This is a genomic window from Bradyrhizobium sp. BRP19 (genome assembly GCF_020194195.1).
GTDB lineage: Bacteria > Pseudomonadota > Alphaproteobacteria > Rhizobiales > Xanthobacteraceae > Bradyrhizobium > Bradyrhizobium yuanmingense.
Window position 1 is genome coordinate 593,728 of the sequence record NZ_JADYVZ010000002.1, and the last position, 19,094, is coordinate 612,821.

Below are 19,094 nucleotides of genomic sequence, written 5' to 3' on the forward strand. Positions count from 1 at the left end.
ACCGCCCGGGACATCCCCGAATGCCCCTGCCCGGCTCAAGCTCCCAGCAGCTCCCGCAGCTGTCGCTTCAGCACCTTGCCGTTGGCGTTGCGCGGCAGCGGGTCTGTCGTGATCGCCATGGTTTCGGGAACCTTGTAGTCGGACAGGCGCTCGGCGCACCAGGCGCGCAGGTCCGTATCGGTTACCGGCTGTCGCGTCACCACCACGGCGTGGACGCGCTCGCCCAGCACCGGGCAAGGCCTGGAAATGATCGCGCTCTCGACCACGGCGGGATGGCCGGCCAATACGGATTCGACCTCGGCCGAATAGATCTTCAGGCCGCCGCGATTGATCATGTCCTTCTGCCGGTCGAACACGCGAACGAAGCCTTCCGCATCGACCGAGCCGAGATCGCCGGAATGCCAGAATCCGCCCGTAAAGCTTTCGGCGGTGGCCTTCGGGTTATTCCAGTAGCCCTTGATCACGGAGGCGCTCTGGATCCAGAGCTCGCCGATCTCGCCGGGAGGCAGCTCGCGCCCGTCCGGGCCCATCACAGCGATGCGCGCGCCGGGACACGGCAGACCGACGCTGTCGATATGGCGCTCGGTCAGCTCGCCCGGCATGATGGTCGAGGGCGAGGTCGTCTCGGTCGCGCCGTAGCAGTTCATCAGCTTCAGGCCGGGAATCTTCGCCTTGAGCTTCTCGATGGTGGCGACCGGCATCGGCGCGCCGCCGAAACCGCCGATGCGCCAGCTCGAGAGATCATAGCCGTCGAAATCGGGCTGGAGCAGGCAGAGATTGTACATCGCCGGCACCATCACCGTGTAGGTGACGCGCTCGCGCGAGGCGAGCTTGAGGTAATGGGCGGCCTTGAACTCGGGCATGATGATCAGCGTCCCGCCGCAGCGGATCATGGTCGTAATGTTGGCGACGACGCCGGTGACATGGCCGAGCGGCACCGCTGCGATCGAGCGATCGGCTTCCGTCAATTGCAGGCAGGATACGAACACCATCGAGGAATGGACGATGTTGCAATGGGCCAGCATCGCGCCCTTCGGCTTGCCCGTGGTGCCGGAGGTGTAGAGGATCATCGCGGTGTCCTCTTCGCTCACCTCGATCGGTGCCGATGCCGGAGCGTTTTCGGCGAGCGAAGAGAAGCTCGACCGCGCGGCATCGTCATCGATGGCGATGCGATGGATCACACCGGGCACGTCCTTTGCGTCGGGCAGTCGCTCGCCGAGCGAGGCCTCGTGGATCAGGATCTTCGCGCCGCAATCGGCGAGCACATAGGCGATCTCCGGCTTCTGCTGGCGCGTGCTGAGCAGCACGGTCACCAGCCCCTCATGTGCGGCGGCAAACAGCAGCAGCGGAAATTCGATGCGGTTGCCGAGCAGGATGGCGAGGCGATCGCCGCGCTGCAATCCTAGCTTGCGAAATCCCGCAGCGATCCGCGCCGCCTGCTCCGCTGCCTGCCGCCAGCTCAGCCGGACATTGCCGCAGATCAAGGCTTCGCCATCGGCATTGCGGCCGCGCGCCTCCGCGATCATCGCCCAGAGGCTCGATGGCCGATCGCAAAATGCCGGCACCACCCGCTCGCCAAAACGCGACTCGAGCCGCATCGGCGGGATCTGAGATTGCGACCAGTCCATCGGGATGCCCTCGGCTTGTTGCTCTCGTTATCTTCCCCGCACGGTCAGGCGAGTTTCGTCTTGTGCTGACCGGCTAGACCCCGATCACGGGCACGCCTATCACCACCGGATGGAACGCGAACGCGAGGGCCAGATAGGCGACCACGCCGACCGCGACCGCGATCAGATCGTTGGTGGGGCCGCCGACCGGAATCGGCGGGGCGCCGGCGTCGGTGCGAGCTTTGAGCGAGATGCGGTCATAGACCGCCCAGGCGAGGAACGAGCCGAACAGGACGATGGAGCCGAGATCGCCATTGGCGAGCAGATGCGCCGCCGCCCACAGCTTGATGCCGGCCAGCATCGGATGCTTCAACGTCGCATAGATGCGGCCACGCATGTAGGACGCTACCACGAGGATGACTGCAGGCAGCATCAAGGCCAACGCGATGTGCTTCATCGCCTTCGGCGGATACCAGACGTCGATCCAGCCGGAGCTGCGGTAGTGGGCATAGCCCCAGATGATCAACGCCAGCCCCGCCAGTGAGACCGCCGAATAGAGGAGCTTGTAGGTCCCCTCGCCCAGCCTCGCGATCGCCTGCGCGCGCGCCTTCCGTCTGGTTGTGAAAATATGGGATGCAAAAAACAGCACCAGCCCCAGGATCATGACCAGCAGACCCACGACATCCTCCCCGCAAAGCAGCCCCCGCCACTGAGGTATCATCGATCGGCCAATGCTCGCAACTCGCGCGCTATTTGCCGAGCTCCCGATTGTCGACATAACGGATCGCGATGGGCCGCCCGGCCAACGCCCCGCCGAGCCCGCTGGTCAATTTCAGCGGCAGACAGGCCTTCAGCGATGCATTGATGGCATTCAGATAGGTCGTCCGGGTGTCCGCCGGCACGCCCGCAGTCGCGTATGTGAGGCGCGGCGGGCCGATCAGGCCGCCGGCCTTGTTGAAGCTGAAACGCACCGACATCTGCATGCCCGCGCGCGCATGGTCCGATGGCGGCGACCAGCAGCTGCGCAGCGCGGCGAAGAGGTCGCCGATCGCGTCGAGATCGTGATCGGGCTTCCGGTATTTGGCGCGGTCGGCCTCGGCAGGCACGCTCTCGATCGTGAGCTGGAGGTTCTGGCCGTAAGGGTAGTCGATCTCGGGAATACAGGGGCCGGGCTCGAGCGGGCTGCAATAGGATGGCGTGCAGGGCTCGCCGTCGAGCACGCTGCAAGGCTCGTGCGCGAACGGAATCGGATTGATCTGGCGTCGCTGCGCGTCGGCGGCGATCGAGGTCATTGCCAGCAAGGCAAGAACAAGAATGCAGCGCCACATGTACCGGGACCGCAATGGCATTTGCAACAGGTGGCGACGGCTATGAAAGGTTCAAGGCTGGCCGCGATGGTTCGCTTCACTCGACAATCTGATCCGCTTGCGCCACCAGCGTGGGCGGTAAATTCAGCCCCAACGCATTGGCTGTCTTGAGATTGAGCAGGAACTGGAATTCATTCGGTTGTTGGACTGGCAAGTCTGCGGGACGGGTTCCTCTCAAGACGCGGTCGACATAATCCGCCGAGCGACCGACGAGCTGCGTAATCGAGACTCCGTAAGACATCAGCCCGCCGTCCGTGACGAAGGACGGGAACGGATACATCGCCGGCAGACGATGCGCGGCCGCCAAGTTCAGAATCAATTGCCGATGAACGAGTGGAAATGCGTCGGGAAAGATCAGCAGCCCGCCGTCTGGCTGCTCTGCAAAGCGGGAGATCGCCTGTTCGAGCTCGGCGGCGTTGTGCGCCGGCGCCGGAACGAGCTGGAGCTGGACTGCCGGAATGGCCGCCTGCACGGACGGCATCAAGATCATGGGCGCCGTTCGCGGATTGAAGATTGCGGCAACCCTCCGTATCGCGGGTGCCGCCTGCTTGAGCAATTGCAGCCACTTGCCCGCCATTTCAGGCTCGAAGGTCGTGAACCCCGTGATATTTCCGCCCGGCTTGCCCAGACTTTGGACGAAACCGGCACCCACGGGATCGGCAACGACCGTGAAGATGATCGGCAAGGTCGGCGCGCGTCGCCTCAGGGCTTCCACAGAGGGAGTGCCGATTGCCAGAAGCACATCCGGCCCCCACTTCACGAGCTCCGCCGCCTGGGCATCGGCGACATTCGGATCGCCGGCCCACCAGCGATACTCGATATGGATGTTGCGCTCCTGTTCCCAACCGAGCTCGCCCAGACGCTGTCTCAGTTTCTGGTAGCCGGCCTGGCTCTCCGGATCGCTCGCCCTGCCTCCCGCCAACACACCGATCCGCCGCACATTCCCCTGCGCGGACGTGCTCAGCGGATAGGCCGCCGCGCCTGCAGCGAGCATGATGAATTCGCGCCGCCTCATGACCGTCGACCTCGCTGTCCTGCTTCACGGAAAAGGTCTGGGAAACATTACCCCTTCTTCTTGACATCCTTGACGTTGCTGAACTCGATGCCCTCGGCGCGCTCCCGGGTGTAGCCGAGGTAGAACTCGTTCCGGGCGAGATAGACGGGATCGCCATCGACATCGTCGGCAATGCTCGAATTGTTGGCGGCGATGAAGCTGTCGAGCTTCTTGCGGTCCTCCGAGGAGACCCAGCGCGCCAGCTGGAACTCGCTGACCTCGAATTCGACCGGCAGCGAATATTCCGCCTCGAGCCGGGCCTTGAGCACGTCGAGCTGCAGCGCGCCGACCACGCCGACCAGCGCCGGGGCGCCGTCGCGGGGGCGGAACACCTGCACCACGCCCTCTTCCGACATCTGCTGCAGCGCTTCCTTCAGCTTCTTCGCCTTCATCGCGTCGGTGAGACGGACACGGCGGACGATTTCCGGCGCAAAGCTCGGCACGCCGACGAAGTTGAAATCCTCGCCCTCGGTCAGCGTATCGCCGATGCGCAGCGTGCCGTGGTTGGGAATGCCGACGACGTCGCCGGCGAAGGCTTCGTCCGCGACCGAGCGGTCCTGCGCGAAGAAGAATTGCGGGCTCGACAGCGGCATGCTCTTGCCGGTGCGCACGAGCTTGGCCTTCATGCCGCGGCTGAGCTTGCCCGAACACAGGCGCGCAAACGCGATGCGGTCGCGGTGGTTGGGATCCATGTTGGCCTGGATCTTGAACACGAAGGCGCTCATCCTGGGATCGGTGGCCTCGACCTTGCGCTGGTCGCTGTCCTGCGCGCGCGGCTCGGGCGCGAACTTGCCGAGGCCCTCAAGGAGGTCGCCAACGCCGAAATTGCGCAGCGCGCTGCCGAAATAGACCGGCGTCAGATGTCCCTCGCGGAACGCGTCCAGCTCGAACGGCTTCGACGCCTCGGTGACGAGCTCGAGCTCGTCCTTCACGGCGGAGACGTCGAGATTGGCGTTGAGCTTGGCGAGCTCTTCGATCTCGATCTCGAGCGCCGCGCCGGTCTTGGCGCCGCCGCCTTCGAGCAGGCGCACGCCGCCATTGACGACGTCATAGGTGCCGAGGAAGTCGCGGCCGCGGCCGACCGGCCAGGTCATCGGCGTGGTGTCGAGCGCCAGCGTCTTCTCGATCTCGTCGAGCAGCTCGAACACGTCGCGGCTCTCGCGGTCCATCTTGTTGATGAAGGTGATGATCGGGATGTCGCGCAGACGGCACACCTCGAACAGCTTTCGGGTGCGCGCCTCGATACCCTTGGCCGCGTCGATCACCATCACGGCGGAATCGACCGCCGTCAGCGTGCGATAGGTGTCCTCCGAAAAGTCCTCGTGGCCCGGCGTGTCCAGCAGGTTGAAGACGAGGCCTTCGAACTCGAAGGTCATCACCGAGGTCACCACCGAGATGCCGCGTTCGCGCTCGATCTTCATCCAGTCCGAACGCGTGTTGCGCCGCTCGCCTTTGGCCTTGACCTGGCCGGCGAGGTTGATAGCGCCGCCGAACAGCAGCAGCTTTTCGGTCAGCGTGGTCTTGCCGGCGTCGGGATGGGAGATGATCGCAAAGGTCCGCCGCCTCGCCACCTCGGCGGCAAGCGGGGAACGGGCCGGCGATTCGGCTGTGGTGGCGGCGATGTCGGACATGGCGGGAGCGTGTGGCAGGGAAAACGGGCCTGATCAAGCCTCATTTGGTGATTGCGGAGACTTCCGGCCAGCCCCATATCCCCCTTTTGGGAGGACGACCTCCCTGCCCATCAGCACACCAGCCGCGGGGACGACCCTGCCTTGAATGGAGGGTCGTCATGGCCTGGAGCATCCTGTTCGTCGCCGGTCTCCTCGAGATCACCTGGGCCATCGGCCTGAAATACACCGAGGGCTTTAGCAAGCTTGTCCCGTCCGCGGTCACGCTCGCGGCCATGGCCGGCAGCGTCATCCTGCTCGGATTTGCGCTCAAATCCCTGCCCGTCGGAACCGCCTATGCGGTCTGGACCGGCATCGGCGCGGTCGGCACCGCGACGCTCGGCATGGTTCTGTTCGGCGAGCCGGCGACGGCCTTCCGCCTCGCCAGCATCGGCCTGATCGTCGCCGGCATCGTCGGACTGAAGCTCGTCACTTGACGAGCTGGACCACCCACCAGGTCAGCGCGGCCACGATGCCTGAGGCCGGGATCGTGATCACCCAGGCATAGACGATCGAGCTTGCGACGTTCCAGCGCACGGCCGAGACGCGGCGGGCGGCACCGACGCCGACGATGGCGCCGGTGATGGTGTGGGTGGTCGAGACAGGAACCCCGAGGTAGGTCGCCATGAACAGAGTCACCGCGCCCCCGGTCTCGGCGCAAAAGCCCTGCATCGGGGTCAATTTCGTGATGCGCAGGCCCATGGTGCGGACGATGCGCCAGCCGCCCATCAGCGTGCCCAGCGCCATCGCCGCCTGGCACGACAGCACCACCCAGAACGGCACCGAGAACTCGCTGCCGAGATGGCCCTGCGAATAGAGCAACACCGCGATGATGCCCATGGTCTTCTGCGCGTCGTTGCCGCCATGGCCGAGCGAATAGAGCGAAGCGGAGACGAATTGCAGGATGCGGAAGGCGCGGTCGACCGCGAACGGCGTCGAGCGCACCGAGGCCCAGGACACGATCGCAACCAGCGCCATTGCGAGCAGGAAGCCAACCAGCGGCGACAGCACGATCGCCAGCACGGTCTTGGACAGGCCGCTCCACACCGCGGCCGAAATACCGGCCTTGGCCAAGCCGCCGCCGACGAGCCCGCCGATCAGCGCGTGCGACGACGACGATGGAATGCCGAGCGCCCAGGTCACGAGGTTCCAGACGATGGCGCCGACGAGGGCTGCGAAGATCACCTGGGCGTCGACGACCGCAGGATCGATGATGCCGGTGCCGATGGTCTGGGCGACGTGCAGCCCGAACACCAGGAAGGCGATGAAATTGAAGAACGCGGCCCAGAACACCGCGAATTGCGGTCGCAGCACGCGGGTCGAAACGATGGTCGCGATCGAATTGGCGGCGTCGTGCAGGCCGTTCAGGAAATCGAACAGCAGCGCGACGGCGATCAGGCCGACCAGGACGGGAAAAGCCAACGCAGCATCCACGGCGGCCCTGCCCTACACTTGCTCGATGACGATGCTGTTGATCTCGTTGGCGACGTCGTCGAAGCGGTCGGCCACCTTCTCGAGATGGTCGTAGATCTCGACCCCTACGATGAAATCCATCGCATTGCCGTCGCGATGCTTGAGGAACAGCTCCTTCAGGCCGATGTCGTGGAGATCGTCGACACGGCCCTCGAGCTTGCCGAGCTCCTCGGTGATCGCGGTCAGCATGGCGACGTTCTTGCCGATCTCCTGCATCAGCGGCAGCGCACGGCCGACCAGATTGGCGCATTCGATCAAGAGTCCGCCGATCTCGCGCATCGGCGGCTCGAAACTGCGCACCTCGAACAGCATCACGGCCTTGGCCGTCTGCTGCATCTGGTCGATGGCATCGTCCAGCGACGTGATCAGGTTCTTGATGTCGCCGCGGTCGAACGGGGTGATGAAGGTGCGGCGCACCGCCGTCAGCACCTCGCGGGTGATATTGTCGGCGTCGTTCTCGAACTGGTTGACGCGCTGGCAATAGACCGGCGTCTCCTCGCCCCCGTTGAGCATGCCCTGGAGCGCGACCGCGCCCTGGATCACGGTCTGGGCATGGCGGTCGAACAGGTCGAAGAACCGCTCTTCCCTGGGCAGGAACGCACGAAACCATCGCATCATGGGGGTAGGCTACCGGTTGGAAATGGTCAGGCCCGTGAGGGCTGTCATAAAACTGTCATAGACCATTTTCGATCCGCGCGCGTGTCGCCTCACGCCCGCGGAGCCGGGTCATCCACCGCTTTCATGCATCAATGAAACTGATGCAATATCAGTTACTTAGAGCGAACGTCGGAAGTAATGCGCGATTTCGCCGACGACGCCGCGGCGGAAGGTGAGCACGCAGACCACGAAGATCGCGCCTTGGATCACCGTCACCCACTGGCCGAAGCCGGCCAGATATTGCTGCATGGCGATGATCACGAAGGCGCCGACCACGGGACCGAAAACGGTGCCGAGCCCGCCGACCAGCGTCATCAGCACGACCTCGCCCGACATCGTCCAGTGCACGTCGGTGAGCGAAGCGTTCTGCGCCACGAACACCTTCAGCGCACCGGCAAGGCCGGCGAGCGTCCCCGACAGCACGAAGGCCAGGAACTTGTATTGGTCGGTGCGGTAGCCGAGCGAGATCGCGCGCTGCTCGTTCTCGCGGATCGACTTCAGCACCTCGCCGAACGGCGAGTTGATGATGCGGAAGATCAGGAGGAAGCCGGCGAGGAAGCCGACCAGCACGACATAGTACAGCACCGTCGGCTTGGACAGATCGAGCACGCCGAACATGCGTCCCTGTGGGATGCCCTGGATGCCGTCCTCACCATGGGTGAACGGGGCCTGGAGATAGATGAAGTACAGGAGCTGCGACAGCGCCAGCGTGATCATCGAGAAATAGATGCCCTGGCGTCGGATCGAGATGTAGCCGGTGACGATCGAGAGCACGAACGCCGCGGCGACGCCGACGAGAATGCCGAGCTCGGGCGGCAGCGCCCAGACCTTCAGCGCATGCGCGCTGCAATAGCCGGCCGTGCCTAAGAACATCGCGTGGCCGAACGACAGCAAGCCGCCATAGCCGACCAGCAGATTGAAGGCGCAGGCGAGCAGCGCAAAGCACAGCGCCTGCATCACGAAGAACGGATAGACGCCCGTGAACGGCACCGCTGCGAGCAGCAGCGCCATCACTGCGAATACAATCATCTCGTCGCGCATTGCGCGCGGGGTCACAGGAAGCGTGTCGTCCGTCAGGGTTGTCATCTCAGGCCGCCCTTCCCGTCAATCCCGTCGGCTTCACCAGCAGCACCAGCACCATCAGCACGAACACGACGGTGTTGGAGGCCTCGGGGTAGAAATACTTGGTCAGGCCTTCGATCACGCCGAGCGCAAAGCCGGTGATGATGGAGCCCATGATCGAGCCCATGCCGCCGATCACCACCACCGCGAACACGACGATGATGAGGTCGGCACCCATCAGCGGCCGCACCTGGTTGATCGGCGCCGAGAGCACGCCGGCAAGCGCGGCAAGGCCGACGCCGAGACCGTAAGTGAGCGTGATCATGCGCGGCACGTTGATGCCGAAGGCACGCACCAAGGTCGGATTTTCGGTCGCGGCGCGCAGGTAGGCGCCGAGCTGCGTCTTCTCGATCAGGAACCAGGTCGCAAGGCACACCGCCAGTGAGAACACGACGACCCAGCCGCGGTAGATCGGCAGGAACATGAAGCCGAGATTCATGCCGCCCCTGAGCTGGTCGGGGATGGCGTAAGGCAGGCCCGAGGAGCCGAAATAGTTCTGGAACACGCCCTGCACGATCAGCGCGATGCCGAAGGTCAGGAGCAGACCGTAGAGATGATCGAGCCCGGTCAGCCATTGCAGCATGGTCCGTTCCAGGATCATGCCGAAGATGCCGACGATGATCGGCGCCAGCAGCAGCGCCCACCAATAGTTGATGCCGCCGAGGTTCAACAGGAAATAGGCGACGAAGGCGCCCATCATGTAGAGCGCGCCATGGGCGAAATTGATGATGTTGAGCATGCCGAAGATGACGGCAAGCCCGAGACTGAGCAGCGCGTAGAACGAGCCGTTGATCAGTCCCACCAGTAGCTGAGCGTAGAGAGCCTGCATCGATCCCGCACCCGGTCCCTTCTATTCCTCAACAACAGGCCGGCACCGCTGCGGCGCCGGCCCGCATCGTTCACCGTTACTTCTTCACCAGCGGACAGGCGCTTTCCGACAGCGGCCGGAAGGCCAGGTCGCCGGGGGTCGTGCCGATCAGCTTGTAGTAATCCCAGGGCGCCTTGGATTCCTCGGGCTTCTTGACCTCGAACAGATAGGCCGGATGCAGCTTGCGACCGTCCGCACGGATCGTTCCCTTGCCGAACAACGCATCGTCGGTCGGCATCTCCTTCATCTTGGCGACCACCTTGGCCCCGTCATGCGGATTGCCGCCCATCGCCTCCAGCGCCTTGAAGTAATGCAGCAGGCCCGAATAGACCCCGGCCTGCACCATCGAGGGCATCGCCTTGTTCTTCATCCGCTCGGAGAAGCGTTTGGAGAAGGCGCGCGTGCCGTCGTTCATGTCCCAATAGAAGGTCTCGGTGAAGTTCAAGCCCTGCGCCACCTTCAGACCGAGCGAGTGCACGTCGGTGATGAAGAGCAGCAGACCCGCAAGCTTCTGGCCGCCCGAGACGATGCCGAACTCGGACGCCTGCTTGATGGTGTTGGTGGTGTCGCCGCCGGCATTCGCCATGCCGATGATCTTGGCTTTGGAGGCCTGCGCCTGAAGCAGGAAGGACGAGAAGTCAGCGGTATTCAGGGGATGCTTGACGTTGCCGATCACCTTGCCGCCCGACTTCACCACCACCGCGGCGGTGTCGCGCTCGAGGGCATGGCCAAAGGCGTAGTCCGCGGTGAGAAAATACCAGGTGTCGCCGCCCGCCTTCACCAGCGCCTGCCCGGTACTGTTGGCCAGCATATAGGTATCATAGACCCAGTGGACCGTATTCGGAGAGCATTGCGCGTTGGTGAGATCCGACGTCGCCGCACCTGTGTTGATCAGGATGGAATTCTTCTCTTTGACGATATTGTTCACCGCCAGCGCAACGCCGGAGTTCAGGACATCCATGAAGATGTCGACCTTCTCGACGTCGATCCATTGCCGAGCAATCGTGGAGCCGATGTCGGGCTTGTTCTGATGGTCGGCGGAGATCAGGTCGAGCTTCCAGCCCTTGGCAGCGAGCCCGGAATCCTCGATCGCCATCTGTGCGGCGACGGTCGAGCCGGCGCCACCGAGATCGGCATAAAGTCCTGAATTGTCGGTCAGCACGCCGATTTTGATGTTCTTGTCCTGCGCGACCGCGCCGCCTGCCGCGCCGAGCGCCAGGGCCGTCCCGAGCAACATTGCCGAAATGCTGTGCTTCATAATCCGACCTCCCAATATTCCTTTGATAGTTACTCTCGATCGTCCGGCCTGCTCGGCTACACACCGAGATAGGTGTGGAGCTTGTCCATGTTGGCGGCAAGCTCCGAATTGGAAAACCCGTCAATGATCTTGCCGTGCTCGACTACGTAATAGCGGTCGGCGACGGTGGAAGCGAAGCGGAAGTTCTGCTCGACCAGAAGGATCGTGAAGCCCTCCTTCTTGAGCCGCGCAATGGTATGGCCGATCTGCTGGATGATGACGGGTGCAAGACCCTCGGTCGGCTCGTCCAGCATCAGAAAGCTCGCGCCGGTGCGTAGGATGCGCGCGATCGCCAGCATCTGCTGCTCGCCGCCCGACAGCTTGGTGCCCTGGCTGTTCAGCCGCTCCTTCAGGTTCGGGAACAGCTCGAAGATCTGGTCGAGCGGCAAACCGCCTTCGCGGACAACCGGCGGCAGCATCAAATTCTCGCGGACGTCGAGGCTGGAGAATATGCCCCGCTCTTCCGGACAGAAGGCGACGCCCATGCGCGCGATCTTGTCGGAGGTCGCGCGGATGATCTCCTGGTTGTTGAACTTCACCGAGCCGGTGCGCTTGCCGATGATGCCCATGATCGACTTCAGCGTCGTCGTCTTGCCGGCGCCGTTGCGCCCGAGCAGGGTGACGACCTCGCCCGCGTTCACGTCGAAGTTGATCCCGTGCAGGATGTGAGACTCGCCGTACCAGGCTTCCAAGTTGCGGACTTGCAAGATGTTCCCGCCAGTCGCAGCCCTGGCCGGAGCCTCGGCGATCGCTGTATCAGGCATGACCGGCTCCCAGGTAAGCTTCCTTGACGCGCTCGTCCTTGGTGAGCTCGGAGTAGTGGCCTTGCGCGAGCACCTGCCCGCGCGTCAGCACGGTGATGATATCGGAGAGGTTGGCCACGACGCTTAAGTTATGCTCGACCATCAGGATGGTGTATTTCGCGGAGATGCGCTTGATCAGCGCCGCGATCTTGTCGATGTCCTCGTGGCCCATGCCGGCCATCGGCTCGTCGAGCAGCATCATCTCCGGGTCGAGCGCCAGCGTGGTCGCAATCTCAAGTGCACGCTTGCGCCCATAGGGCATCTCGACCGCCGGCGTGTTGGCAAACTCGTTGAGGCCGACATCGTTCAACAGCTCGCGCGCGCGGTCGTTGAAGCGGTTGAGCACCGACTTCGAGCGCCAGAAATCGAACGAAGAGCCATGCTGGCGCTGCAGCGCGACACGGACGTTCTCGAGCGCGGTGAGATGGGGAAACACCGCCGAAATCTGGAACGAACGGACCAGCCCCATGCGGGCCACATCCGCCGGCGCCATCGCGGTGATGTCCTGCCCTTTGTACAGGATTTTCCCGGCCGACGGCTTGAGGAACTTGGTCAGAAGATTGAAGCAGGTCGTCTTGCCGGCCCCGTTCGGGCCGATCAACGCATGAATGCTCCCACGGCGAACCCTGAGCGCAACGTCGCGGACGGCGAAGAAGCCCGCGAACTCCTTGGTCAAGCCTTCCGTTTCGAGAATGAACTCATCGGCCAAACAGTTTTCCCCCTGCCCGCGCGCGGCGCGTGGCTGTCCTTGTTGCTTCGGCTGTCCGGAGGACTTGCAGCCCACCGGGGCGCCGCCTCCGGGCGCGGAATATGCCGGAGGTGACGGGGGTTAGGCAAGGCGGAAAGCTGAGCAGGTCAGGCCTCCGGCCGGGGTACAAATGCTCCGTTAGTCGCAGAGGTCGATGTCGTGCCTGCCCGGCCTTTCCGGTTCGCAAGGCACCGGCCATCAAGCCGTCGTTAACGGTCTTTCGTCTCCCGCGCCAGCCTTCATCGAAAATTTTCCCGCAAGCCCGATCATCCCAGGGTTTTCACGCGCGGAGAATATTGTCTTGGATTTTGCAAGCGCCGCTCCCTCCGTCGTCAAGTCGATCCGCCAGCGTGATCTCCTCAACACGTGGCTGCGACTTTATGCGCGCCAGCAGATCGCTCCCGCGATCTGGGAGTATCAGCCCGCGCGGCTCGAGGAGGAGCTGTCGGATCTCATCTATTATACGGTGGAGCTTTCGACGCCGACGCCGCGTCTGGTCATCCAGAGCGAAGGCACGCGCATCTCGCGCGCCTATGGGCATACCGGCAAGGGCGTTTCGCTCGATGATTACGTCGGGCCGCGGCTCGCACCATACGTGATGCCGATCTATCATGAATGCGTCGCGCGCGGCCTTCCGATCTACAGCGTTGCCGACGTCGACGACGCCTATGGCCGAATCGTCGCGTATGAGCGGCTGCTGCTGCCGTTCCTGACCGACGGCAGGGTCAGCCACGTCATCGCGTCAGTAAAGACCTTCTGCGAGGACGGCGGCTTCGAGATCAAGAATCTGATGCGCGGAAATGACGCGCTGCCGCGCCCGAAGCTGCGGGCCGTGATCGATCGCGAGCTGTTTCATCGCGCCCCCGGCCGCATCGCACCCGCCGATCCGGTCGAGTTCTCGGACCAGCCGGGCCGCGCCATCTCCAACGAGATCATTGAGCTGAACTAGCCGTCAGCGCGCCTTGCCGCCGACCTCCTTGGCATAGATATCCGGCTTGAAGCCGACCAACAGCTTGCCGCCGATTTCGAGCACCGGCCGCTTGATCATCGATGGTTGCGCTAGCATCAAGGCCAGCGCCTTCTTCTCGGTGAGGCCTTCCTTGTCGGAGTCGGGCAGCTTCTTGAAGGTCGTCCCGGCGCGATTGAGCAGGGTCTCCCAACCGACCTTGTCGCTCCACTGCTTCAGCCTGTCCTTCTCGACACCCGCCGCCTTGTAGTCGTGAAACGCGTAAGCCACGCCATGGCCATCGAGCCAGGCGCGGGCCTTCTTCATGGTGTCGCAGTTCTTGATGCCGTAGATGATGGTGGGCAAGACGGTCCTCGCGCATGGCGTAGCGGTGATGTGCGTGGCGTTGTACGAAACTCCGCGTCGCGCGACAATGTCGCGAGACGCGTCACCCCACCGAACGGACATCCCATGCACGTCACCCACGATCCCGCAGCGGCGGCCGCACCGACCATCGACTTCGACACATTCCTCGCGGTCGACGTCCGTGTCGGCACCATCGTCGACGCCAAACCGTTTCCGGAAGCGCGCAAGCCGGCCTGGCGGCTGTGGATCGATTTCGGCCCCGCCATCGGCGTGCGCAAGAGCTCGGCCCAGATCACCGAAAACCACCCGCTTGAAAGTCTCGTGGGCCAACAGGTCGCGGCCGTCGTCAATTTCCCGCCGCGCCAGATCGGCCCGGTCGTCTCCGAGGTGCTGACGCTCGGCTTCCCCGATGCCGACGGCAAGGTGGTGCTGGTGCAGCCGAGCAAGCCGGTGCCGAACGGCGGACGGCTGTTCTAGAGCATGATCCGGAAAAGTGTGTAGCGGTTTTCCGAAAAGATCATGCTCAAACACTAACCTAAAGCGACTTAGGGCCGCTGCGGAATGTTCAATCCGCGCTGCACCGCGGGGCGCGCAAGCCCGCGCTCGAGCCAGGCGCCGACCGCCTTGAACTGACTGAACTCGACGAGATCGCCGGCGCCATAGAAGCCAATGAGATTGCGCACCCAGCCGAGCATGGAGATGTCGGCGATGGTGTAGTCGTCATCCATGAACCATTGCCGGCCGGCGAGATGCACCTCCATCACGCCGAGCAGGCGCTTGGCTTCGGCGACGTAGCGGTCGCGAGGCCGCTTGTCCTCGTAATCCTTACCGGCGAATTTGTGGAAGAAGCCGACCTGGCCGAACATCGGCCCGACGCCGCCCATCTGGAAGTGCAGCCATTGCAGGGTTTGATAACGCCGCGCGGCATCCTGCGGCAGCAGCTTGCCGGTCTTCTCCGCGAGATATTGCAGGATCGCCCCGGACTCGAACAACGGCAGCGGCCTGCCGCCTGGGCCGTTCGGATCGAGGATCGCCGGGATCTTGCCGTTCGGATTGAGCGAGATGAATTCGGCCGTCTTCTGATCGTCCTTGCCGAAATCAACCAGGTGAACCTCGTAAGGAAGCCCGATCTCCTCCAGCATGATCGAGACCTTGACGCCGTTCGGCGTCGGCAACGAATAGAGCTGGAGCAGTTCGGGGTGCTTGGCGGGCCAACGTTTGGTGATGGGGAAGACGGACAGATCGGACATCGGGATCCTGGGCGCATGGACTGAGGCGTGCTCAATCTAGGCAAGATACCGCACCGCGCAAGTGACTTCCGGCTGTGCTTAGGGCGGCAGCGTCGCCATCGTTACGAACGGGGGCAATGCGTCACGCTGCAGCCGAGACTCGATGAATCGTTGACCCGTCACCAACAGCAGGGCCGTAAAGGCGATCGCGAGCATCGCGGTCGCCAATTGGCACACGTCGTACATGGTATTATGTCCCTCACAGCCTCTGGCGTAGAACGTCGGCTCAGGCGCTATGTTCCGAGGCGGCACTAGAATGTTGCCGTTTTTTCCCGATCCTACAGCGAAGCGATCGTGCTGTTCCGGCGGCTTGCGCGGGGACCAATGGTCCCCTCGCGCGTTGTCACGCGATGAACATCGAGAAGCGCGCCCTGCTCGACCACGCTGAACGCTGTCGCCGCGTCGCGAACGATCTCGCGCACAGCAAAGCCGCGCAGCGGTTGCGGACGATGGCCGACGAGTATGAAGCGAGAGCAACGAGGCTGGACGACGACAGCGGCAGCGCGCATCCAGGTCACAGCAGCCGCGTGCACCTCGAAGGCGACGTCGAGGGCTGATCGCCTTCAGAAGTTGATCTCCATCCGTAGTCCGCGCGGATCGATCCTGCCGTCACCAACGGATTGCGTGCTGTCGCGCGCTGCGACAGCGCAGGCACAGGCGTCGATGAGATCGTCGCGACCGATCCCGGTGCCGTGGCGAAGCGTGAGCCATCTCTTGACCTCAGTGAAGCCGCGGCCTCTCAAAAGCGCGATACGCTGCTCGCGGCCCCGCGGCGAGGTCTTCGGTTCGAGCCGCACGCGTCCTGCCAGATTCCAGAAGATCAATTCCGGATGCGCTTCGCCGATCGTCGCCTGCCGCGCCGGCGTCATGGCCTCGTCGACCTCCCTCATCTTGTCCCTGATATTCCAGAGCTGCGCCGACACGCCCCTGCCCTCGCCTTCGTGCTTCCAGTAATGGCGATTGGCCGCCGCCATGTCGTGGAACGCCCAGAGGTCGCGGCGCGCGCCGAGAAACACGGATGGGCCGATCAGTTCGCGTGCGCGCAAATCGCAGGCGCGGTAGCCGCTCGCGTTCAGTCCGATCGGCATGTCGATCATCGCGCGGGCGTGCGGGATTGCGAGCAGACGCATCAGGCTTGGCGAATAATCGAAGCCTTGATCGCCGCGCTCGTCAATCCACGCTGCGACCCAGCCGAAGCGAAATCCGTCGAGCCCCAGATAGTTTTTGCAAGTCATGCGTCCGTCAATTTCAGTTTCCTCGCGCGTCTCGCTTGACATCCGCAAGTTGCGGGCGTATGTCCCGCGCCCTCGCAAGCACTTCCGTTTGCGACAGACACCATGAACCGAGCGATGTCGTACCGCTACGAAAGAATTATCCGCATACCGAATAGCCCAAAGCTGTTCGATTGCGCATGCCCGGCTCATGGGAGCGATCTTGCCTGACCGCGAGATCGACAGTCCGCTTCTCACGGACCCTCCCGAGCCTGCCGCTCCGGAGGGTTTTTTGTTGCCCGCCGCGCGGCTCCACCGAACATCCCGGCAATGGCCGGAACGAGAGACCCGGATCTCGGGGCTCGCGCTGGAGAGGCGCGTGCCCAAATGCGCGGGGCCTGCCGGAGGGAACGAGGCGATGAGCCGGACACCGATGGCAGAGCGAACCCAGTGGGTTCGCAATGTGCGGCGCGTCGACAGCGCCGTGATCGAATTTTTGTAACTCGGTTTGCCGTGAGGGATCGCGGCTCAACCGACGCTGGTGGTGAAGATGTCGGATACTTCTCCACACGGCACAGCGGGTATGCCTCCCGCCTTTGACACACGCACCGGGATGCGGCCTCGGAAAAGGCTTGCACGCGGCCCGGCGCAGGATCTGTCCGTTGGGGACAGAGACTGTGTTGTTGTCACTGAAAGCCGATATCGCCCGTTCCCCAGCCTACCCATCAATGGCCGATGCGAAAGCACCGGCCTGGCGGTGGTGAAGATGTCTGTTACTTCGTGGTAAAGGCGTGAAAGCGCCGAGCAGGTTCGAACCCTGCGCGCCGAAAGGCGGATCGCCCGCAAGGGCAGCAACAGCATCGATCGTTCCCCGCCAACCCATCACGATCCGTGGTGAAGATTTCTGTTACTTCGCCTGCAACGCGAGAGGTCGCGGGTTCGAATCCCGCCCGGTGTCCCATGCACCGGTAGCTCAGAGGATAGAGCGCTTTCCGGCGAGCTTCGGCTCGTCGGGTACAGCAATCGCCCGTTCCCGGATCGTGTCCCCTAGCCACCGCCGGTGGTGAAGAGCGCTGTTACTTCGGATCGCAATGTCGAAGGTTCGACTCCTTCCGGACGAAAGTCCGTAGCTCAGCGGTAGAGCATGTGACTTGCCCGCAAGGGCAGTACAGCCTCGCCTGTTCCCCGGCACCGTTTCCATCCCCATCAACCCAAGAGGAGGCCATCATGGTCAGGCTCAACAAGATCGTTCGCGCCTTCACGCGGGAGGGCGCACGCGCAATTCGCTTCACGCCCGAGATGGAGCTGAAGCGCGCGCTGATGAACTGCCTCCTGTGGGAGGACCAGTTCTACGAGGATGGCGTCGCCATCGCCGACCGCATCAAGGCCCTCGTGCCCAAGGTCGCGCCCGCGCGCGTCGCGCAGCTTGCGATCGAGGCGCGCGAGGTGATGAAGCTGCGGCACGCACCGCTCCTCGTCATCCGCGAGATGGCGCGGAACGAGAAGCACCGCACCCTCGTTGCCCACACGCTCGCCCAGGTGATCCAGCGTCCCGACGAGATGACGGAGCTGCTCGCGATCTACTGGGCGGATGCGCTGGGGCCGATGCAGCAGCGCAAGCGCCAGCCGGTCTCGGCACAGGTGAAGAAGGGTCTTGCCCGCGCGCTGACCAAGTTCGACGCCTATCAGCTCGCCAAGTGGGACCGCGACGGCGCGGTGCGGATCAGGGACGTTCTGTTCCTGGTGCACGCCAAGCCGAAAGACGCCGATCAGGCGAAGGTGTGGAAGCAGCTCGTCGATGGCGAGCTCGCCTCCCCCGACACCTGGGAGGTTTCGCTCTCGGCCGGCAAGAACAAGCGCGAGACCTTCGAGCGGCTGATCGCCGAGCGAAAGCTCGGCGGCCTGGCGCTACTGCGCAATCTGCGCCTGATGCAGAACGCGCAGGTCCCGCGCGAGATCATCGCAGGCGCGATCGAGGCGATGCGGACGGATCGTATCCTGCCCTATCGCTTCATCACGGCGGCACGCTATGCGCCGGACTTCGAGCCCGAGCTCGAGGCCGCGATGCTCAAGTCAATCAAGGACCATGTGCGGCTTCCGGGCCGCACCCGGCTCCTGATCGACGTGTCCGGCTCGATGTTCGCAACGCTCTCCGCGCAGTCGGAAATGACGCGCGCGGAGGCGGCGTGTGGCCTTGCCATTCTCGCCCGCGAGATCTGCGACGAGGTCGAGATCTTCACCTTCTCCAACGAGGTCGTGAAGGTCCCTCCCCGCCGCGGTTTCGCGCTGCGGGATGCGATCATCAACTCGCAGCCGCATGGCGGAACCTATCTCGGCAATGCGGTGACGGAGATCGACTGCAAGGGCGATCGCCTCATCGTCTTCACCGACGAGCAGAGCCACGACCAGGTGCCCGAGCCGAGGGCGCGCGGCACCATGGTCAACGTGGCCTCGTATCAGCACGGCGTCGGTCACGGCGCCTGGACCCGCGTCAACGGCTTCTCCGAGGCCGTGGTCGCGTGGATCGCGGCGTCCGAGACGGCGTTGAACTGACGCGCAACAACAATGGCCCCGGACGCGAGATGCGCCCGGGGCCAGCGAAATCTCTGAAATGATCCG

General features: G+C 63.7%; 21 protein-coding genes and 1 tRNA gene. 6 read left to right on the plus strand and 16 right to left on the minus strand.

Translation table 11 applies throughout. From position 1 onward, the window contains the following. Nucleotides 1-35: 35 nt before the first annotated feature. The 5 genes from I6F36_RS08635 to I6F36_RS08655 form a co-directional block, all read right to left on the minus strand. On the minus strand, nucleotides 36-1,628 hold the full coding sequence (locus I6F36_RS08635; RefSeq protein ID WP_225171282.1) for a class I adenylate-forming enzyme family protein: 1,593 nt from the start codon (nucleotides 1,626-1,628) through the stop codon (nucleotides 36-38). Between the two features lie 73 nt (nucleotides 1,629-1,701). Next, complete coding sequence (locus I6F36_RS08640; RefSeq protein WP_036022669.1) at nucleotides 1,702-2,286, minus strand: NnrU family protein; 585 nt, start codon at nucleotides 2,284-2,286, stop codon at nucleotides 1,702-1,704. Between the two features lie 70 nt (nucleotides 2,287-2,356). Continuing rightward, nucleotides 2,357-2,935 (minus strand): hypothetical protein, encoded by a 579-nt coding sequence (locus tag I6F36_RS08645; protein ID WP_225171283.1) that lies wholly within the window; start codon nucleotides 2,933-2,935, stop codon nucleotides 2,357-2,359. A 76-nt stretch (nucleotides 2,936-3,011) separates the two neighbouring features. Continuing rightward, nucleotides 3,012-3,989 carry an ABC transporter substrate-binding protein gene (locus tag I6F36_RS08650; RefSeq protein ID WP_225133006.1) on the minus strand — a complete coding sequence of 326 codons (978 nt, stop codon included), beginning with the start codon at nucleotides 3,987-3,989 and terminating at the stop codon, nucleotides 3,012-3,014. 47 nt (nucleotides 3,990-4,036) lie between these two features. Continuing rightward, nucleotides 4,037-5,659 (minus strand): peptide chain release factor 3, encoded by a 1,623-nt coding sequence (locus I6F36_RS08655; RefSeq protein ID WP_036022662.1) that lies wholly within the window; start codon nucleotides 5,657-5,659, stop codon nucleotides 4,037-4,039. A 158-nt stretch (nucleotides 5,660-5,817) separates the two neighbouring features. On the opposite strand from I6F36_RS08655, the gene sugE reads away from it, so the two are divergent. After that, a complete protein-coding gene (gene sugE / locus I6F36_RS08660; RefSeq protein WP_036000830.1) occupies nucleotides 5,818-6,132 on the plus strand; it encodes a quaternary ammonium compound efflux SMR transporter SugE in 315 nt (104 codons plus the stop codon). Here the strand turns inward: sugE and I6F36_RS08665 are convergent. The 7 genes from I6F36_RS08665 to I6F36_RS08695 all read right to left on the minus strand — a co-directional run bounded on the left by I6F36_RS08665 (nucleotide 6,125) and on the right by I6F36_RS08695 (nucleotide 12,624). Continuing rightward, a complete protein-coding gene (locus I6F36_RS08665) occupies nucleotides 6,125-7,129 on the minus strand; it encodes an inorganic phosphate transporter (protein WP_036022657.1) in 1,005 nt (334 codons plus the stop codon). The two genes, sugE and I6F36_RS08665, sit on opposite strands and share 8 nt — an antisense overlap. Before the next feature lie 12 nt (nucleotides 7,130-7,141). Then, nucleotides 7,142-7,786 carry a DUF47 domain-containing protein gene (locus I6F36_RS08670; protein ID WP_036000836.1) on the minus strand — a complete coding sequence of 215 codons (645 nt, stop codon included), beginning with the start codon at nucleotides 7,784-7,786 and terminating at the stop codon, nucleotides 7,142-7,144. A 156-nt stretch (nucleotides 7,787-7,942) separates the two neighbouring features. Next, nucleotides 7,943-8,911 carry a branched-chain amino acid ABC transporter permease gene (locus I6F36_RS08675; protein WP_036022655.1) on the minus strand — a complete coding sequence of 323 codons (969 nt, stop codon included), beginning with the start codon at nucleotides 8,909-8,911 and terminating at the stop codon, nucleotides 7,943-7,945. Between the two features lies 1 nt (nucleotide 8,912). After that, nucleotides 8,913-9,776 carry a branched-chain amino acid ABC transporter permease gene (locus I6F36_RS08680; RefSeq protein WP_036000843.1) on the minus strand — a complete coding sequence of 288 codons (864 nt, stop codon included), beginning with the start codon at nucleotides 9,774-9,776 and terminating at the stop codon, nucleotides 8,913-8,915. A 76-nt stretch (nucleotides 9,777-9,852) separates the two neighbouring features. Then, a complete protein-coding gene (locus tag I6F36_RS08685) occupies nucleotides 9,853-11,073 on the minus strand; it encodes an ABC transporter substrate-binding protein (protein ID WP_225125722.1) in 1,221 nt (406 codons plus the stop codon). A 56-nt stretch (nucleotides 11,074-11,129) separates the two neighbouring features. Continuing rightward, nucleotides 11,130-11,876, minus strand: coding sequence for an ABC transporter ATP-binding protein (locus I6F36_RS08690; RefSeq protein WP_036022650.1), 747 nt, complete (start codon nucleotides 11,874-11,876; stop codon nucleotides 11,130-11,132). Then, nucleotides 11,869-12,624 (minus strand): ABC transporter ATP-binding protein, encoded by a 756-nt coding sequence (locus I6F36_RS08695; protein ID WP_038946482.1) that lies wholly within the window; start codon nucleotides 12,622-12,624, stop codon nucleotides 11,869-11,871. The genes I6F36_RS08690 and I6F36_RS08695 overlap by 8 nt, the downstream gene beginning before the upstream one ends. A 340-nt stretch (nucleotides 12,625-12,964) precedes the next feature. Here I6F36_RS08695 and I6F36_RS08700 point away from each other — a divergent pair, with 340 nt between their 5' ends. Then, on the plus strand, nucleotides 12,965-13,612 hold the full coding sequence (locus tag I6F36_RS08700; protein WP_167361655.1) for a hypothetical protein: 648 nt from the start codon (nucleotides 12,965-12,967) through the stop codon (nucleotides 13,610-13,612). A gap of 3 nt (nucleotides 13,613-13,615) precedes the next feature. Here the strand turns inward: I6F36_RS08700 and I6F36_RS08705 are convergent, their stop codons facing one another. Then, a complete protein-coding gene (locus I6F36_RS08705) occupies nucleotides 13,616-13,975 on the minus strand; it encodes an ArsC family reductase (RefSeq protein ID WP_036000881.1) in 360 nt (119 codons plus the stop codon). A 105-nt stretch (nucleotides 13,976-14,080) separates the two neighbouring features. Between I6F36_RS08705 and I6F36_RS08710 the strand changes: the two genes are divergently transcribed. Then, on the plus strand, nucleotides 14,081-14,452 hold the full coding sequence (locus I6F36_RS08710; RefSeq protein WP_057028941.1) for a tRNA-binding protein: 372 nt from the start codon (nucleotides 14,081-14,083) through the stop codon (nucleotides 14,450-14,452). Nucleotides 14,453-14,520: 68 nt separating this feature from the next. On the opposite strand, the gene I6F36_RS08715 is transcribed toward I6F36_RS08710, so the two are convergent. Both I6F36_RS08715 and I6F36_RS08720 read right to left on the minus strand, forming a co-directional pair. Next, nucleotides 14,521-15,225, minus strand: a complete 705-nt coding sequence (locus I6F36_RS08715; RefSeq protein ID WP_225125725.1) for a glutathione S-transferase family protein — start codon at nucleotides 15,223-15,225, stop codon at nucleotides 14,521-14,523. Nucleotides 15,226-15,303: 78 nt separating this feature from the next. Continuing rightward, nucleotides 15,304-15,450, minus strand: coding sequence for a hypothetical protein (locus I6F36_RS08720; protein WP_225124203.1), 147 nt, complete (start codon nucleotides 15,448-15,450; stop codon nucleotides 15,304-15,306). A 164-nt stretch (nucleotides 15,451-15,614) separates the two neighbouring features. Here I6F36_RS08720 and I6F36_RS08725 point away from each other — a divergent pair, with 164 nt between their 5' ends. After that, nucleotides 15,615-15,821 carry a hypothetical protein gene (locus I6F36_RS08725; RefSeq protein ID WP_225124204.1) on the plus strand — a complete coding sequence of 69 codons (207 nt, stop codon included), beginning with the start codon at nucleotides 15,615-15,617 and terminating at the stop codon, nucleotides 15,819-15,821. Nucleotides 15,822-15,827: 6 nt separating this feature from the next. Here I6F36_RS08725 and I6F36_RS08730 read toward each other — a convergent pair whose 3' ends face one another. Next, nucleotides 15,828-16,499: a DUF429 domain-containing protein gene (locus I6F36_RS08730; protein WP_036034151.1), complete on the minus strand. Its 672-nt coding sequence runs from the start codon at nucleotides 16,497-16,499 to the stop codon at nucleotides 15,828-15,830. 941 nt (nucleotides 16,500-17,440) lie between these two features. On the opposite strand from I6F36_RS08730, the gene I6F36_RS08735 reads away from it, so the two are divergent. Together I6F36_RS08735 and I6F36_RS08740 are read left to right on the plus strand one after the other, a co-directional pair. Next, nucleotides 17,441-17,596: transfer RNA gene (locus I6F36_RS08735), tRNA-Arg, on the plus strand. Between the two features lie 106 nt (nucleotides 17,597-17,702). After that, the gene (locus I6F36_RS08740; protein WP_225171284.1) at nucleotides 17,703-19,028 is read left to right on the plus strand and encodes a vWA domain-containing protein; all 1,326 of its coding nucleotides are present in this window, start codon (nucleotides 17,703-17,705) and stop codon (nucleotides 19,026-19,028) included. Nucleotides 19,029-19,094: the final 66 nt, after the last annotated feature.

Excerpts from the sequence above, each read along its gene's own strand:
- I6F36_RS08635 (WP_225171282.1), bottom strand. The coding sequence starts at position 1,628 with ATGGACTGGTCGCAATCTCAGATCCCGCCGATGCGGCTCGAGTCGCGT.
- I6F36_RS08645 (WP_225171283.1), bottom strand. The coding sequence starts at position 2,935 with ATGTGGCGCTGCATTCTTGTTCTTGCCTTGCTGGCAATGACCTCGATC.
- I6F36_RS08650 (WP_225133006.1), bottom strand. The coding sequence starts at position 3,989 with ATGAGGCGGCGCGAATTCATCATGCTCGCTGCAGGCGCGGCGGCCTAT.
- I6F36_RS08655 (WP_036022662.1), bottom strand. The coding sequence starts at position 5,659 with ATGTCCGACATCGCCGCCACCACAGCCGAATCGCCGGCCCGTTCCCCG.
- sugE (WP_036000830.1), top strand. The coding sequence starts at position 5,818 with ATGGCCTGGAGCATCCTGTTCGTCGCCGGTCTCCTCGAGATCACCTGG.
- I6F36_RS08670 (WP_036000836.1), bottom strand. The coding sequence starts at position 7,786 with ATGATGCGATGGTTTCGTGCGTTCCTGCCCAGGGAAGAGCGGTTCTTC.
- I6F36_RS08675 (WP_036022655.1), bottom strand. The coding sequence starts at position 8,911 with ATGACAACCCTGACGGACGACACGCTTCCTGTGACCCCGCGCGCAATG.
- I6F36_RS08680 (WP_036000843.1), bottom strand. The coding sequence starts at position 9,776 with ATGCAGGCTCTCTACGCTCAGCTACTGGTGGGACTGATCAACGGCTCG.
- I6F36_RS08685 (WP_225125722.1), bottom strand. The coding sequence starts at position 11,073 with ATGAAGCACAGCATTTCGGCAATGTTGCTCGGGACGGCCCTGGCGCTC.
- I6F36_RS08690 (WP_036022650.1), bottom strand. The coding sequence starts at position 11,876 with ATGCCTGATACAGCGATCGCCGAGGCTCCGGCCAGGGCTGCGACTGGC.
- I6F36_RS08710 (WP_057028941.1), top strand. The coding sequence starts at position 14,081 with ATGCACGTCACCCACGATCCCGCAGCGGCGGCCGCACCGACCATCGAC.
- I6F36_RS08715 (WP_225125725.1), bottom strand. The coding sequence starts at position 15,225 with ATGTCCGATCTGTCCGTCTTCCCCATCACCAAACGTTGGCCCGCCAAG.
- I6F36_RS08720 (WP_225124203.1), bottom strand. The coding sequence starts at position 15,450 with ATGTACGACGTGTGCCAATTGGCGACCGCGATGCTCGCGATCGCCTTT.
- I6F36_RS08725 (WP_225124204.1), top strand. The coding sequence starts at position 15,615 with ATGAACATCGAGAAGCGCGCCCTGCTCGACCACGCTGAACGCTGTCGC.
- I6F36_RS08730 (WP_036034151.1), bottom strand. The coding sequence starts at position 16,499 with ATGACTTGCAAAAACTATCTGGGGCTCGACGGATTTCGCTTCGGCTGG.
- I6F36_RS08740 (WP_225171284.1), top strand. The coding sequence starts at position 17,703 with ATGGTCAGGCTCAACAAGATCGTTCGCGCCTTCACGCGGGAGGGCGCA.